Source organism: Bradyrhizobium sp. 22, from assembly GCF_000482425.1.
GTDB classification, from domain to species: domain Bacteria; phylum Pseudomonadota; class Alphaproteobacteria; order Rhizobiales; family Xanthobacteraceae; genus Bradyrhizobium; species Bradyrhizobium japonicum_B.
This window is the reverse complement of the sequence record NZ_KI519400.1, coordinates 688,249-703,273: the sequence shown is the minus strand read 5'-3', so window position 1 is coordinate 703,273 and position 15,025 is coordinate 688,249. Positions and strand designations below refer to the sequence as shown.

12 protein-coding genes are annotated in these 15,025 nt (G+C 66.4%); all 12 read left to right on the top strand.

The features are described from left to right. On the top strand, window positions 1–393 hold the full coding sequence (gene ftsL, locus K410_RS0128750) for a cell division protein FtsL (protein WP_028138080.1): 393 nt from the start codon (window positions 1–3) through the stop codon (window positions 391–393). Then, entirely contained in the window at window positions 390–2,132 is a 1,743-nt protein-coding gene (locus K410_RS0128745; protein ID WP_028138079.1) for a peptidoglycan D,D-transpeptidase FtsI family protein, read from the top strand. The genes ftsL and K410_RS0128745 overlap by 4 nt, the downstream gene beginning before the upstream one ends. Window positions 2,133–2,218: 86 nt before the next feature. After that, window positions 2,219–3,691 carry a UDP-N-acetylmuramoyl-L-alanyl-D-glutamate--2,6-diaminopimelate ligase gene (locus K410_RS0128740; RefSeq protein ID WP_028138078.1) on the top strand — a complete coding sequence of 491 codons (1,473 nt, stop codon included), beginning with the start codon at window positions 2,219–2,221 and terminating at the stop codon, window positions 3,689–3,691. Beyond that, entirely contained in the window at window positions 3,688–5,067 is a 1,380-nt protein-coding gene (locus tag K410_RS0128735) for a UDP-N-acetylmuramoyl-tripeptide--D-alanyl-D-alanine ligase (protein WP_028138077.1), read from the top strand. The genes K410_RS0128740 and K410_RS0128735 overlap by 4 nt, the downstream gene beginning before the upstream one ends. Before the next feature lie 165 nt (window positions 5,068–5,232). After that, entirely contained in the window at window positions 5,233–6,336 is a 1,104-nt protein-coding gene (mraY, locus tag K410_RS0128730) for a phospho-N-acetylmuramoyl-pentapeptide-transferase (protein WP_028138076.1), read from the top strand. A gap of 7 nt (window positions 6,337–6,343) precedes the next feature. Then, window positions 6,344–7,744 carry a UDP-N-acetylmuramoyl-L-alanine--D-glutamate ligase gene (murD, locus tag K410_RS0128725; protein ID WP_028138075.1) on the top strand — a complete coding sequence of 467 codons (1,401 nt, stop codon included), beginning with the start codon at window positions 6,344–6,346 and terminating at the stop codon, window positions 7,742–7,744. A 234-nt stretch (window positions 7,745–7,978) separates the two neighbouring features. Further along, on the top strand, window positions 7,979–9,130 hold the full coding sequence (gene ftsW / locus K410_RS0128720) for a putative lipid II flippase FtsW (protein WP_028138074.1): 1,152 nt from the start codon (window positions 7,979–7,981) through the stop codon (window positions 9,128–9,130). Between the two features lie 115 nt (window positions 9,131–9,245). Then, window positions 9,246–10,346, top strand: a complete 1,101-nt coding sequence (murG, locus tag K410_RS0128715) for an undecaprenyldiphospho-muramoylpentapeptide beta-N-acetylglucosaminyltransferase (protein ID WP_028138073.1) — start codon at window positions 9,246–9,248, stop codon at window positions 10,344–10,346. A 90-nt stretch (window positions 10,347–10,436) separates the two neighbouring features. Further along, window positions 10,437–11,267, top strand: a complete 831-nt coding sequence (locus K410_RS0128710; RefSeq protein WP_028138072.1) for a class I SAM-dependent methyltransferase — start codon at window positions 10,437–10,439, stop codon at window positions 11,265–11,267. Window positions 11,268–11,486: 219 nt separating this feature from the next. After that, entirely contained in the window at window positions 11,487–12,890 is a 1,404-nt protein-coding gene (gene murC / locus K410_RS0128705; RefSeq protein ID WP_028138071.1) for a UDP-N-acetylmuramate--L-alanine ligase, read from the top strand. Window positions 12,891–12,894: 4 nt separating this feature from the next. After that, window positions 12,895–13,815, top strand: a complete 921-nt coding sequence (gene murB, locus K410_RS0128700) for a UDP-N-acetylmuramate dehydrogenase (RefSeq protein ID WP_028138070.1) — start codon at window positions 12,895–12,897, stop codon at window positions 13,813–13,815. 94 nt (window positions 13,816–13,909) lie between these two features. Then, window positions 13,910–14,896, top strand: coding sequence for a D-alanine--D-alanine ligase family protein (locus K410_RS0128695; protein ID WP_028138069.1), 987 nt, complete (start codon window positions 13,910–13,912; stop codon window positions 14,894–14,896). Window positions 14,897–15,025: the final 129 nt, after the last annotated feature.

The following is a 15,025-nucleotide window of genomic DNA, read 5'->3' as shown; positions in this document are numbered from 1 at the left end:
ATGCGCATCATCCACCTCATCGTCATAGGCGCGCTGATCTTCGCGGCGGCCTATGTCTACCGGATCAAGATGGACTCCACCGCGCGCACCGAGAAGGTGCTGCGACTGCATGCGGAGATCCGCGAGCAGCGCGACGCGATCGCGGCGCTGCGGTCCGAGTGGGCCAAGCTCGACGCGCCGCAGCGGCTGCAAGGGTTGTCCGACCGGCATCTGCAGCTCAGGCCGGTCAACGGCACGCAGTACGATTCGCTGAAGAACCTGCCGGAGCGTCCGCCGCGGATGTTCAGGCCGGGCGAGCCCGATCCGATCGGCGCCATGCTCAACACCATCGAAGCCGCCAGCGATCCCGACAATGTGACGGGCTCCGTGCCTCAGCCCGAGGACAAGCAATGAGCGCTGCGACTCCGGCCAAATCTGCAGAACCCTGGCGGCAGCGTCTGATCCGCAGCCTGCTGTACGGACGCAACGTCGACCGCGCCGTAAAGGCGCGCGCACGCGTCGGTCTCGCCATGCTCGCCTTCGGCTTGGTCTACGCCCTGATCGGCGGCCGGCTCGTGATGTTCGCGATCGGCGCCGATGCCCACAGTGCGCGTCGCGCGGCCTCGCAGGAGGTGGTTGCGACCGCGCGGCCCGACATCGTCGACCGCAACGGCGCGATCCTCGCGACCGACGTCAAGACGGCGAGCCTGTTCGGCGAGCCGCGCCGCATCATCGACAAGGACGAGGCGATCGAGCTTCTCACCGCGACCGTGCCCGACCTCGACGAGGCCGAGGTGCGCGAACGCCTCAGGACGCGCAAGGGCTTCGTCTGGCTCAAGCGCGAGGTCACGGCGCAGCAGCAGCAGGCGATTCACAAGCTCGGCATTCCCGGCATCGGCTTCCTGCGCGAGAACAAGCGCGTCTATCCGACCGGCAACGAGGTCGCCCACCTCATCGGCCTCGTCAACATCGATAACCAGGGCATCGCCGGCATGGAGAAGTGGCTCGACAATCAGGGCCTCGCCGATCTCCATCGCGCCGGATTCGCCACCGACCGGCTGCAGAAGCCGATCGAACTCTCGGTCGATCTGCGCGTCGAGCACGCGCTGCGCGACGAGCTGCTGAAGGCCAAGGACAAGTTCCACGCCAAGGCCGCCTCCGGCCTCGTCTCCAACGTCAAGACCGGCGAGATCGTCGCGATGGTGTCGCTGCCGGATTTCGATCCCAACAATCCGAAGGAAGCGCACGATCCCGACCGCATCAACCGCCTGACCACCGGCGTCTACGAGATGGGCTCGACCTTCAAGGCGTTCACGCTGGCGATGGGGCTGGATTCCGGCAAGATCAATCTGAACTCGATGTGGGACGCACGCGGCAACCTGCACTACGGCAAGTTCACCATCCACGACAGCCATCCGCTCGGGCGCTTCATCAACACCAAGGAAGTGTTCACCTACTCCTCCAACATCGGCGCGGCACGGATTGCGCTCAACCAGGGCGTCGAGGCGCACAAGGCCTTCCTCGCCAAGCTGGGGCAACTGACGCGGCTGCGCACCGAGCTGCCGGAAAGCGCGGCGCCGCTGGTGCCGCGACGCTGGGGGGAACTGAACACCGTCACCATCGCGTTCGGCCAGGGCATGTCGGTGGCGCCGCTCCAGGCGGTGATGGGCATCAACGCGCTGGTGAACGGCGGCCATTTGATTCCGCCGACCTTCATGAAGCGCAGCGAATCCGAAGCCGCGGCGCTGGCCAAGCGCGTGATCAAGCAGGACACCAGCGACAAGATGCGGTTCCTGATGCGGCTCAATGCCGAAGTCGGCTCGGCAAGAAAGGCGGACGTCAAGGGCTATTATGTCGGCGGCAAGACCGGCACGTCCGAGAAGGTCATCAACGGCCGCTACGCCAAGAAGCGCGTGCTCAACTCGTTCACCGCCATCCTGCCCTGCGACGACCCCAAATATCACGTCCTGATCATGCTGGACGAGCCGCAGGCGTTGCCCGAGACGCATGGTTTCATCACTTCGGGATGGAACGCGGTGCCGACCGGCGGCAAGGTGATCGAGCGGATCGCGCCGCTTCTGGGCGTCGAGCCGCGGTTCGACCTGCCGCCTGCGGAGCGCCTTATTCTTGCAGCATCCAGGACAACCCAGTAATCAACGGGGTAGGCTTTTCGCCGCGGCTGAGTCGGGGCTTTTCCCCCGGATTCGGCTTTTCGGCAAGGCATGTCGACTGGAAGACCATGAAGCTGCGCGACCTCCTGGGTCAGGATATTCTGGGCAATGACGCTGCGATCGAGCCCGCTGCCGCCGCGCTCGAGGTGACCGGCCTTGCGCTCGACAGCCGCGCGGTCAAACCGGGTGATGTCTTCTTCGCGCTGGCGGGCAGCAAGACCGACGGCGCACGCTTCATCGATGCTGCGATTGCCGCGGGCGCCGTGGCTGTGGTCGGTGACCATGCCCCTGATGGCAGCAAGGTGCCGTTCGTCGCGGTTGCCAATCCGCGGCGCGCGCTGGCGCTGTCCGCTGCCAACTTCTTCCCCGCCCAGCCGGCAACCATCGCGGCCGTGACCGGCACCAGCGGCAAGACCTCGGTCGCAGCCTTCACGCGCCAGATCTGGGAGCGGCTCGGGCACGCCGCCGCCAGCATCGGCACCATCGGCCTCGTCTCGCCCAAGCGCACCATCTACGGCTCGCTGACGACGCCGGATCCGATCGCGCTGCACCGGCAGATCGACGAGATCGCGCGCGAGGGCGTCACGCATCTCGCCTTCGAGGCGTCGTCGCACGGGCTTGATCAGTACCGGCTCGACGGCGTGCGCGTCTCCGCCGCTGGCTTCACCAATCTGTCGCGCGACCACATGGATTACCATCCGACCGTCGCGCATTATCTCGCGGCGAAGCTCCGCCTGTTCCGCGACCTGGTGCCGCCCGGCGGCGCGGCGGTGATCTCGGCCGATCATGATTGCTCGGCAGAGGCGATCGACGCGGCGAAGGCACGCGGCCTCCGCGTGATGGCGGTCGGCCGCCGCGGCGACGGGGCGGGTGAGGGCATCCGTCTCGCCGACGCCGCGGTCGAGGGCTTCTCGCAACGGCTGACGCTCGAACATCGCGGCAAGCGCCATGCGATCCGGCTGCCGCTGGTCGGCGAATTCCAGATCGAGAACGCGCTGGTGTCGGCCGGTCTTGCAATCGGCACCGGCAGCGATGCAGCCGACGTGTTCGCAAGCCTGGAGCATCTCGAAGGTGCCAAGGGACGATTAGAGCGCGTCGGCGAGCGCAACGGCGCGCCGATCTTCGTCGACTATGCGCACAAGCCCGATGCGCTGGCGAAGGCGCTGCAGGCGCTGCGGCCCTATGCCAAGCGCCGGCTGGTGGTCGTGTTCGGCGCCGGCGGCGACCGTGATGCCGGCAAGCGCCCGATCATGGGCGAGATCGCGGCCGAGAACGCCGACGGCATCATCGTCACCGACGACAATCCGCGCAGCGAGAAGCCGGAGGCGATCCGCGCCGCGATCCTCGCCACCGCCAAGGGCGCCCGCGAAATCGGCGACCGCGCTGCTGCGATCCGCGCCGCGATCGAGGAATTGCAGGAGGGCGATGCGCTGCTCATCGCCGGCAAGGGCCACGAGACCGGGCAGATCGTCGGCGGAGGGGTCTTGCCCTTCAGTGATCACGAGGCGGTCGCCGCCGCATTAGCGTCGAGGGTTGCATGAGCGCGCCGATCTGGACGGTTGCCGAAGTGGCGCGCGCGCTGGGCGCGGACGGATCTTTCCCGGACACCCCGATCGATTTCGTCACCCAGGATAGCCGCCTCGTGAAACCGGGCAGCCTGTTCGTGGCGCTGAGCGGCACGCCGAGCGGCGGCTTCGTCTCGGCCTTCGCCAGCGCGCGCGACGGTTGGGAGTTCGCCGACAAGGCGGAGGCTTCAGGCGCGGTCGCCATGATCGTGCCGCACCAGATCGCGGGCATCAGCATTCCCCAGATCGTCGTCAAGGATACGCTGATCGACGGTCTCTGGGGCCTCGCGCGCGCCGCACGCGCGCGTTTCAAGGGGCCGGTGATCGGGCTCACCGGCAGCGCGGGCAAGACCAGCACCAAGGAGTTTCTGGCGGCCTATCCGAACGCCTATGCCAGCCCTTCGAGCTTCAACAATTTCTGGGGCGTGCCGCTGACGCTGTGCAACGCGCGGCCCAACGCCAGCCTCTGGGTCGTCGAGATGGGCATGAACCAGAAAGGCGAGATCGCGCGGCTCAGCGAATTGACGCGGCCGACGGTGGCGCTGGTCGTCAACGTCCAGCCCGTGCATCTGGAAAAGCTTGGCTCGCTCGAAGCGATCAGGCACGAGAAAGTCTCGATCGCGCTCGGCCTGCCCGAGGACGGCGTGCTGGTGCTGCCTGCGGGACTCAAGGCCTCCGAATGGAAAGGCAAGGTCGTGCGCTTCGGCGAGCACGCCGAGGTGCATGAGGTCGCGCACGCGCCGCATGGCGAGAGCTGGCAGGTCGTGGCCATGATCGGCAAGAAGGAGATCGCCTTCAGCCTGACGCCGGGCGCGCCGCACCGCGTGCAGAATGCGCTGGCCGCGCTCGCCGCGATCCGCGCGGCCCATCTCGATCCGGCGACGCTCGCGATCAAGCTCGACCGCGTCGGCATCATGACCGGCCGCGGCGTCGAGCAGGCGGTCGGCGGCATCACCGTGATCGACGACAGCTTCAACGGCAATCCGGCCAGCGTTGCTGCCGCGCTGCAGAGCCTGCAGGCCCGCCACATGAGCGGAGGCCGCCGCATTGCGGTCCTCGGCGACATGCTGGAGCTCGGCGAAGACGCGCCAGACTACCACACCGCCCTTGCCAAGCACCTCGACGGCATCGACGGGGTCTACTGCGTCGGCCCCCTGATGCGCCACCTCTACGATGTGCTGCCGTCAGGCAAGCGCCTCGGCTGGCACGATGATCCCGCCACGCTGAAGCCGGGCGAGGTCGCAAATCTGCTGCAGGCAGGCGATGTCGTGGTTGTCAAGGGCAGCAAGAAGATGTTCTGGGTCAACAAGTTTGTGCCCGGCCTGGTGGCCGCCTTGCAGGCGAAGGCGTAAACTGCTTGGAAGGCGCCGTTCCCGAATCCCACCCTTTGCGGCGCGAAGCGATCTGGTTTCCCCTGGGGCGCGCGACCCATGATGAAGACAGCGAATGCGCGTGAGGCACGTTCAAGCCAATACCCAGGCCAAGACCGCGTGCATTGGCGCGATAGGACCGACTGAATGTTTTACTGGCTGATCGAGCTCTCCAACACATTTCCGGGCTTCGGTGCCGTCCGCACCTTCCTGAACGTCTTCCGCTACATCACCTTCCGCACGGGCGGCGCGGTGGTCACCGGCGCGCTGTTCGTGTTCCTGTTCGGGCCCTGGATCATCGACCATTTGCGCATCCGCCAGGGCAAGGGCCAGCCGATCCGGACCGACGGTCCGCAATCGCATCTCGCCAAGAAGGGCACGCCGACGATGGGCGGGCTGATGATCCTGTCCGGTCTCACCGTCGGCACCGTGCTGTGGGCCAATCCGCTCAATCCCTATGTCTGGATCGTGCTGGCGGTGACGCTCGGCTTCGGCTTCGTCGGCTTCTATGACGATTACCTCAAGGTGACCAAGCAGACCACGACCGGGTTCGGCAGCAAGCTTCGCCTCCTGATCGAGGCGGCGATCGCGCTGGTGGCCTGCTACGCGCTGGTGCGGCTGAACCGCGACCCCGCCTCGACCGCGCTGACGATTCCTTTCCTGAAGGACACCGTGCTGCACTTCGGCTGGTTCTTCGTCATCTTCGGCGCCTTCGTCATCGTCGGCTCCGGCAACGCGGTCAACCTCACCGACGGTCTCGACGGCCTCGCCATCGTTCCCGTGATGATCGCGACCGCGAGCTTTGCGATGATCGCCTATCTCGCCGGCAACGCGGTGTTCGCCGAGTATCTCCAGATCAAATATGTCGCCGGCACCGGCGAGCTCGCGGTGCTCTGCGGCGCGCTATTGGGTGCCGGCCTCGGTTTTCTCTGGTTCAATGCTCCACCAGCTTCGATCTTCATGGGCGACACCGGCTCGCTCGCGCTCGGCGGCATGCTCGGCGCCATCGCGGTCGCGGTGAAGCACGAGATCGTGCTCGCGGTGATCGGCGGCCTGTTCGTGCTGGAGGCGGTCTCCGTCATCGTGCAGGTGGTGTCGTTCAAGCTCACGGGCAAGCGCATCTTCAAGATGGCGCCGATCCACCACCATTTCGAGCAGCTCGGCTGGACCGAGCCGCAGATCGTGATCCGCTTCTGGATCATCTCGGTGATGCTGGCACTCGCCGGGCTGTCGACGCTGAAGCTGCGGTGATCGCTCGATGATCCCCGTCGCCTCCTTCGCCGGCAAGACCGTCGCGGTATTCGGCCTCGGCGGCTCGGGGCTCGCCTCCTGCCACGCGCTGAAGGCGGGTGGCGCCGAGGTGATCGCCGCCGACGACAATGCCGAGAACGTCGCCAAGGCCGCGCAGGCTGGTTTCATCACCGCCGATCTGCGCAGCGTGTCCTGGGCGAATTTCGCGGCACTCGTGCTGGCGCCCGGCGTGCCGCTGACCCATCCGGTGCCGCATTGGAGCGTGCTGAAGGCGCGCGAGGCCGGCTGTGAGGTGATCGGCGACATCGAGCTGTTCTGCCGCGAGCGGCGGCGCCACGCGCCGGATGCGCCGTTCATCGCCATCACCGGCACCAACGGCAAGTCGACCACGACGGCGCTGATCGCGCATCTCACCAAGGTCGCCGGTTACGACACCCAGATGGGCGGCAATATCGGCACCGCGATCCTGTCGCTGGAACCGCCGCGCATGGGCCGCGTCCATGTCATCGAGATGTCGTCCTACCAGATCGACCTCACGCCCTCGCTCGATCCCTCAGTCGGCATTCTGCTCAATGTCAGCGAGGACCATATCGACCGCCACGGCACCATCGAGCATTATGCCGCCGTGAAGGAGCGCCTCGTCGCCGGCGTGCAGGACGGCGGCACGGCGATCGTCGGCGTCGACGACGGCTTCTGCCGCGACATCGCCGACCGGCTCGACCGTGCCGGCAAGAACGTGGTGCGCATCTCCGTCAAGAACCCGCTGGCGAGCGGTATCTATGTCGAGCATGGCGACATCGTGCGTTCGTCGGGCGGCGCCCGCAGCGAAGTGGCCGCGCTCGGCGGCATCGGCTCGCTGCGCGGCCAGCACAACGCGCAGAACGCGGCCTGTGCCGCCGCCGCCGCGCTGGCGATGGACATCAGCTTGGAGGTGCTGCAGAACGGCCTGCGCAGCTTTCCCGGTCTTGCCCACCGCATGGAGCAGGTCGGCCGCCGCGGCAACGTGCTGTTCGTCAACGATTCCAAGGGCACCAACGCCGACGCCACCGCGCACGCGCTGTCGTCATTTTCGGATATCTTCTGGATCGCCGGCGGCAAGCCCAAGGCCGGCGGCATTACCAGCCTGACCGGTTTCTTCCCGCGCATCCGAAAAGCCTATCTGATCGGCGAGGCCGCGCAGGAATTTTCGGGAACGCTGGGCACGCAGGTGCCGCACGAGATCAGCCAGACGCTCGACGTCGCCGTCGCGCACGCCGCGCGCGATGCGGCCGCCGCAGGCCTCACCGACGCCGTCGTGCTGCTGTCCCCCGCCTGCGCCTCCTTCGACCAGTACCGCAACTTCGAGATCCGCGGCACCAGGTTCCGCGAGCTGGTGCAGGCGCTGCCGGGTGTGAAGCCGGTGGTGTGAGCGGTCTCGTGTCCCGGACGCGGTGCGGCACGAAGTGACGCTCCGCAGAGCCGGAACCCAGAAAAATTCTCGGAAGGTATCAGAGAAAGATGGGCCCCGGCTCTGCAGCGCACCGCAAAAGGCGCTGCGCTGCATCCGGGGCACGAGACTCTTCAAAACTTGAACAAGCTATTAACCCTCCGGTAACCAACCTCGGCGACCAATGGACGGACCTCCGTCCGAAAGCGGCCGCCCATGCTCTCCCGTGAAGAACGCACCCCCTTTTCCGAGTGGTGGTGGACCGTCGACAAGCCGCTGATGGGCGCGATCCTGGCTTTGATGCTGACCGGGGTGATCCTGTCGCTGGCGGCGAGCCCGCCGGTTGCGACCCGCATCGGGCTCGAGCCCTTCCACTTCTTCAGCCGCCACGTGCTGTTCCTGCTGCCGTCCTGCATCGTCCTGCTCGGAGTGTCCTTCCTGTCGCCGCGCTCGATCCGCCGCAGCGCGCTGATCATCTTCGCGATCAGCATCGTCCTGATCGTGCTGACGCTCGCCATCGGCCCGGAGGTGAAGGGCTCGCGGCGCTGGATCACGCTGCTCGGCGTCAACATCCAGGCTTCCGAGATCGCAAAGCCGTCGTTCGTCGTGATCGCGGCATGGCTGTTCGCGGAATCGACCAGGCGCCCGGAGATGCCGGCGACCACGATGGCACTGGTGCTGCTCTTGATGCTGGTCGCGCTGCTGGTGATGGAGCCCGACTTCGGCCAGACCATGCTGGTCCTGATGGTGTGGGGCTCGCTGTTCTTCATCGCGGGCATGCGCATGATCTGGGTGTTCGGTCTCGCAGGCCTTGGCGCCGCCGGCCTGTTCAGCGCCTATCTGTTCGTCCCGCACGTGGCGGGGCGTATCAGGCGCTTCATGAATCCGGCCTCCGGCGACACCTTCCAGGTCGATACCGCCATGGAAGCCTTCTACAACGGCGGCTGGTTTGGCCTCGGGCCGGGCGAGGGCATCGCCAAGCGTAGCCTGCCGGACAGCCACACCGACTTCGTATTCGCCGTCGCTGCCGAGGAGTTCGGCATCATCCTATGCCTGGCCATGCTGGCGCTGTTCGCCTTCGTCGTCCTCCGTACGCTGTCGCGCGCCTATGCCAATGAGGACATGTTCTCGCGCTTTGCCGCCTCGGGTCTGGCGATCCTGTTCGGCGTGCAGGCGGCGATCAACATGTCGGTCAACCTCCAGCTCATCCCGGCCAAGGGCATGACGCTACCGTTCATCTCCTATGGCGGCTCCTCGATCGTGTCGCTCGCCTACGGCGTCGGCATGATGCTGGCGCTGACGCGGCTGCGCCCACGCACCGAGGTCGAAGCCAGCGGCCACGCCGAGGCGATGCGCAGTTACGCTTAGCTCGTCATTGCGAGGAGCGAAGCGACGAAGCAATCCAGGCTGTCTCCGCGGAGGGATTCTGGATTGCTTCGCTGCGCTCGCAATGACGGCTGAGACACTGTAAACCTCCTCCATTATGGACAACTCCCCCCTGATTCTTCTTGCCGCGGGCGGCACCGGCGGCCATCTGTTTCCGGCCGAGGCGCTCGGCGTCGAATTGATCCGGCGCGGCTATTGCGTCCGCCTCGTCACCGACGAGCGCGCGTTGCGCTATAGCGGGCTGTTCAGCAAGGACATGATCGACGTCGTGGCCAGCGAGACCGCGCGCGGCCGCAATCCGCTGCAACTCGCCTATGCCGGCTTCACGCTCGCCGCCGGCACGCTCTCCGCGTATCGCCTGATCAAGCGCTTGAAGCCCGTCGCCGTCGTCGGCTTCGGCGGCTATCCGACGTTGCCGCCGCTGGTCGCGGCGAAATTCGCCGGCGTGCCCGGCATCATCCACGACGCCAACGCCGTGCTCGGCCGCGCCAACCGGTTCCTGTCCGCCCACGTCCGCGCCATCGCGACCTCCTTGCCCGGGGTGCTCGACCGCGATCCCGCGCTCTCCGGCAAGACCACGACGGTCGGCACGCCGATGCGTCCGGCCGTGCTCGCCGCCGCCGCTGTGCCTTATGCCGCGCCCGAAGTGAACGGCCCGCTGCGCCTGCTCGTCGTCGGCGGCAGCCAGGGCGCGCGCATCATGGCCGACATCGTGCCCGGCGCGATCGAGCGGCTCGAGCCTGCGTTATGGAGCCGCCTCGTCCTCACCCAGCAGGTGCGCGAAGAAGACATGAACCGCGTGCGCGCGGTCTATGACAAGCTCAAGATCAAGGTGGAACTCGCGCCGTTCTTCACCGATCTGCCGGCGCGGCTCGCCTCCAACCACTTGGTCGTGTCGCGCTCCGGCGCGGGCACCGTCGCCGAGCTCGCGGCGATTGGCCGGCCCTCGATCCTGGTGCCGTTGCCCGGCTCGATCGATCAGGACCAGTTCGCCAATGCCGGCGTGCTGGCCCAGGTCGACGGCGCGATCCGCATCCCGCAGACCGAGTTCACCTCCGACCGGCTGGCGTCCGAAATCTCTGCCTTCGCCGCCGAGCCGGCGCGCCTTGCCGCCATGGCCGCGGCTGCGAAGGGGGCAGGTCGGCTCGATGCGGCCGAGAGGCTCGCCGACCTCGTGGTGAAAACCGCCGGAATTTAGCGTCCGCGCCGTTCAAGCCTGCACACGGGTCGCTCGGCCCGATGGTCGCACGCGCGGCATGTTCAATCGTGCCCGATGGAGAATTTGCTTGTGGCAGGCTTGCTGATTCACTCCCTCGCGGAGTTTTCCGATCTGGTCCTCGAGGCACTCGGGCTCGCGGATGCGCGCGAGATCGTCGAGATCGGCTCGGAATACGGAGGCATGTCGCCCTTCCTTGCCGCGCATTGTCGTGAGCGCGGCGGACGCCTCACCGCCATCGATCCCGCGCCGAAGCACGAATTCATGGAGTGGCTGAAGACCACATCGGACGTTCGCCATCTCGCAAAAACGAGCCTGGAGGCGTTCGCCGATGTCGACGAGGCCGATGCCTGGGTCGTCGATGGCGATCACAACTGGTACACGGTCTACAACGAGCTCGGCCACATCGATGCGATCAGCCGTCGCGCCGGCAAGCCGCTTCTGGCCTTTGTGCACGACATCGGCTGGCCGTGTGGTCGGCGCGATTTCTACTATGCGCCCCAACGAATTCCACCCGAGTATCGCCATGCCTACAGCTTTGACGCCGGTGCGGTTCCCGGTCAGGCAGGCCTGGTCGATGGGCGAGGCTTTCGCGGCATGGGCCAGTTCGCGTTTGCCGAGGTCTCCGGCGGTGCGCGCAATGGCGTGATGACGGCGATCGACGACTTTCTGGCCGACGCGCTCAGGGGCGGCCGCGAGTTCGGCTTTGCCGAGATCCCGGCCGTATTCGGGCTCGGCGTGATCTTCGATCTGGACGCGCCCTGGAGCGCGCCGCTCGCCGATCTCCTGTTGCCGTATCATCAGAACAAGCTCCTTGGCGCACTCGAGGCCAATCGCCTGCGCAACTATCTTCGCGTGCTCGATCTCCAGGATGAGGCGGCCGCGCGAACCGGCTCCATCTGACCGCAGCGGCGACATGGTCCCCCGTGATCCGAGTGCGAGCCTCGCGATCCGCGAAACGGGCCAAAATGGGGCATCCAACCGGGAAATTACCTCGTTTGGAGGCCGTACCGGGCTTGTCCCGATCCGTCCGGTCTTGCATGAAGTGGAGGAGATTCGCCGCTGGCCGGCCACGACGGGGGTAATGCCGCGGCCGCAGCCGGACTAGACAGAGATACAGCCATGAGACTGCCGCGCGAGATCGGACCCATCCACTTCGTCGGGATCGGCGGGATCGGCATGAGCGGGATCGCCGAGGTGCTGGTCAATCTCGGTTATGCCGTGCAGGGCTCGGACGCTTCCGACAATTACAATCTCGACCGTCTGCGCAAGAAGGGGGCGAAGGTCTCAGTCGGGCACAAGGCCGAGAATGTCGACGGCGCCGAGGTCGTGGTGGTGTCCTCCGCGATCAAGCGCGACAATCCGGAATTGATGGCCGCGCGCGAACGTCGCATTCCCGTGGTGCGCCGCGCCGAGATGCTGGCCGAGCTGATGCGGCTGAAGAGCTGCGTCGCCATCGCCGGCACGCACGGCAAGACCACGACGACGACGATGGTCGCGACGCTGCTCGACGCCGGCGGGCTCGATCCCACCGTGATCAACGGCGGCATCATCAATGCCTATGGCTCCAACGCGCGGCTGGGGGCCGGCGACTGGATGGTGGTGGAGGCCGACGAGAGCGACGGCACGTTCCTGAAGCTGCCGACCGATGTCGCCATCGTCACCAATGTCGACCCCGAGCACCTCGATCACTTCAAGACCTTCGAGGCCGTGCAGGACGCCTTCCGTCATTTCGTCGAGAACCTGCCGTTCTACGGCTTTGCCGTGATGTGCATCGATCATCCCGTGGTGCAGAGCCTCGTCGGCAAGATCGAGGACCGCCGCATCATCACCTACGGCGAGAATCCGCAGGCCGATGCGCGGCTGGTCGATCTCACCGCGGGCGGCGGCGGCTCGAAATTCAAGGTCGTGATCCGCGACCGCAAGGCCGGCACCATGCACGAGATCGCCGACCTCGCGCTGCCGATGCCGGGCCGGCACAACGCCTCGAACGCGACGGCGGCGATTGCGGTCGCGCATGCGCTCGGCGTCTCGGACGAGGCGATCCGCAAGGCGATGGCCGGCTTCGGCGGCGTCAAGCGCCGCTTCACCAAGACCGGCGAGTGGAACGGCGTCACCGTCATCGACGATTACGGCCATCACCCCGTGGAGATCGCAGCCGTGCTGAAAGCGGCGCGCGATTCCTACACCGGCAAGGTGATCGCCGTGGTGCAGCCGCATCGTTACACCCGCCTGCAATCGCTGTTCGAGGAGTTCTGCACCTGTTTCAACGACGCCGACTCGGTGATCGTTGCCGACGTCTATGCCGCCGGCGAAGCGCCGATCGAGGGCATCGACCGCGACCATTTCGTCGCCGGCTTGCGCGCGCACGGCCATCGCGAGGTGATCCCGCTGCCGGCGGCATCAGAGCTCGGGGGCATCGTCAAGGGGCTCGCGAAGCCGGGCGATCTCGTCGTGTGCCTCGGCGCCGGCAATATCACGCAATGGGCGTATGCATTGCCCGGCGAATTGAAGGCGCTGGGGTAGGGTGGTGAGCTTCCCCGACATCACGCCCACTCTCAAAGCCGCGATGCCGGAACTTCGTGGCCGGCTGCTCGCCAACCAGTCGCTGGCCGAACTCACCTGGTTTCGCGTCGGCGGCCCCGCGCAGGTGCTGTTCACGCCGGCGGACGAGGACGATCTGGCTTACTTCCTCGCGCACCTTGCTGCCGACATTCCGGTTTACGTCGTCGGCGTCGGCTCCAACCTCATCGTGCGCGACGGCGGCATCGCGGGCGTGGTGATCCGCCTTTCGCCGCGGGCCTTCGGCGAGGCCAGCGCGAGCGGCGAGGTCGTCACCGCCGGCGCCGCTGCGCTCGACAAGCGGGTGGCGGAAGTCGCCGCCGCCGCCAATATCGGCGGGCTCGAATTCTATTTTGGCATTCCCGGCACGATCGGCGGAGCCTTGCGCATGAATGCGGGCGCCAACGGCGGCGAGACCAAGGACGTGCTGATCGAGGCGAGGGGCGTCGGCCGCGACGGCACCAAGCACGTGTTCTCCAACGCCGACATGAAGTTCGTCTACAGGAGCAGCGGCGTCGATCCTTCCATCATCTTCACCTCCGCGCGCTTTCGTGGTGAGACCAGGGACGCGGATGCGATCCGCGCGCGCATGGCGGAGGTGCAAAACCATCGCGAAACCGCGCAGCCGATCCGCGAGAAGACCGGCGGCTCCACCTTCAAGAATCCGCCCGGCCATTCCGCCTGGAAGCTGGTCGACGCCGCCGGCTGCCGCGGCTTGCGCGTCGGTGGCGCCCAGGTCTCGGAGATGCACTGCAATTTCCTGATCAACACCGGCGATGCCACCGCGCACGACATCGAGACACTCGGCGAGACCGTGCGCGAACGGGTGAAGGCAAATTCCGGGATCGAGCTACACTGGGAAATCAAGCGGATCGGGATTCCGATTTAACAGTCATTCCGGGGCGCGCGAAGCGCGAACCCGGAATCTCGAGATTCCGGGTCTGGTGCTGCGCACCATCCCGGAATGACTAATGCGAGGAAACATGCGCATCACCATCCTCTTCGGCGGCTCCAACCGGGAGCGTCTTGTCTCGGTCGCCTCGGCGCAGGCGCTGCATCAGGCGCTGCCCGAGGCGGATCTCTGGTGGTGGGACGTCGAGGACAAGGTGCATGTCGTGCAGTCCAAGCAACTGCTCGAACATGCTCGCCCCTTCGAGGACGAGTTCAAGCCGGGCACGCGTGGCATTCCCTTGGAGCAGGCACTCGACCAGGCCAAGGCCGAGGGGCGCGTGCTGGTGCTCGGTCTGCATGGCGGGCGTGCCGAGAACGGCGAATTGCAGGTGATGTGCGAGGCGCGCGGCGTGCCCTTCACCGGCTCAGGCTCGGCCTCCTCGCATCTTGCCTTCGACAAGGTCGCGGCCAAGCGGTTTGCCGCCCTCGGCGGTGTGACGCCGCCGGCAAACGTTGCGCTCGACAACATCGACGAGGCCTTTGCCGAATACGGCAGGCTGATCGCGAAGCCGGCGCGCGACGGATCGAGCTACGGCCTGATCTTCGTCAACGCCAAGCAGGATCTCGTCGCCGTCCGTAACGCGGCCAAGCACGAAGAGTATGTCATCGAGCCCTACATCGCCGGCGTCGAGGCGACCTGCGGTGTGCTGGAGCGCACCGATGGCTCGATCATCGCGCTGCCGCCGATCGAGATCATTCCGGGCGAGGGCAATTTCGACTACGCCGCGAAATATCTCCTGAAATCGACCCAGGAGATCTGCCCCGGCCGTTTCGCGCCCGAGATCACCGCCGCGCTGAAGGCGCAGGCGATGCTGGCGCACCGCGCGATGTCATGCACCGGCTATTCCCGGTCGGATTTCATCGTCTCGGACAAGGGCCTCGTCTATCTCGAGACCAACACGCTGCCCGGGCTGACCAAGTCCTCGCTCTACCCCAAGGCGCTGAAAGCCGAGGGCATCGCATTCGTCGACTTCCTGCGCGACCTGGTGGAGCTCGCGCAGCGGGGCGTGCGGAAATAATTAGGACTGGTTAACGGCCGGATCGGCGAAACGGGCCGGTTTGGCGTCCAAAACCGGTAAAATGCCGGACATCGCGGCACAAATGCCTCACATGGCCCGGCAAAATGCGCCGGACGTTAACGAATTTTA

What these genes read in the sequence shown, in the direction of transcription:
- murG (WP_028138073.1), top strand. Translation starts at nt 9,246, where the DNA reads ATGGACAACTCCCCCCTGATTCTTCTTGCCGCGGGCGGCACCGGCGGC.
- mraY (WP_028138076.1), top strand. Translation starts at nt 5,233, where the DNA reads ATGTTTTACTGGCTGATCGAGCTCTCCAACACATTTCCGGGCTTCGGT.
- K410_RS0128695 (WP_028138069.1), top strand. Translation starts at nt 13,910, where the DNA reads ATGCGCATCACCATCCTCTTCGGCGGCTCCAACCGGGAGCGTCTTGTC.
- ftsW (WP_028138074.1), top strand. Translation starts at nt 7,979, where the DNA reads ATGCTCTCCCGTGAAGAACGCACCCCCTTTTCCGAGTGGTGGTGGACC.
- K410_RS0128735 (WP_028138077.1), top strand. Translation starts at nt 3,688, where the DNA reads ATGAGCGCGCCGATCTGGACGGTTGCCGAAGTGGCGCGCGCGCTGGGC.
- K410_RS0128740 (WP_028138078.1), top strand. Translation starts at nt 2,219, where the DNA reads ATGAAGCTGCGCGACCTCCTGGGTCAGGATATTCTGGGCAATGACGCT.
- murC (WP_028138071.1), top strand. Translation starts at nt 11,487, where the DNA reads ATGAGACTGCCGCGCGAGATCGGACCCATCCACTTCGTCGGGATCGGC.
- murD (WP_028138075.1), top strand. Translation starts at nt 6,344, where the DNA reads ATGATCCCCGTCGCCTCCTTCGCCGGCAAGACCGTCGCGGTATTCGGC.
- K410_RS0128745 (WP_028138079.1), top strand. Translation starts at nt 390, where the DNA reads ATGAGCGCTGCGACTCCGGCCAAATCTGCAGAACCCTGGCGGCAGCGT.
- ftsL (WP_028138080.1), top strand. Translation starts at nt 1, where the DNA reads ATGCGCATCATCCACCTCATCGTCATAGGCGCGCTGATCTTCGCGGCG.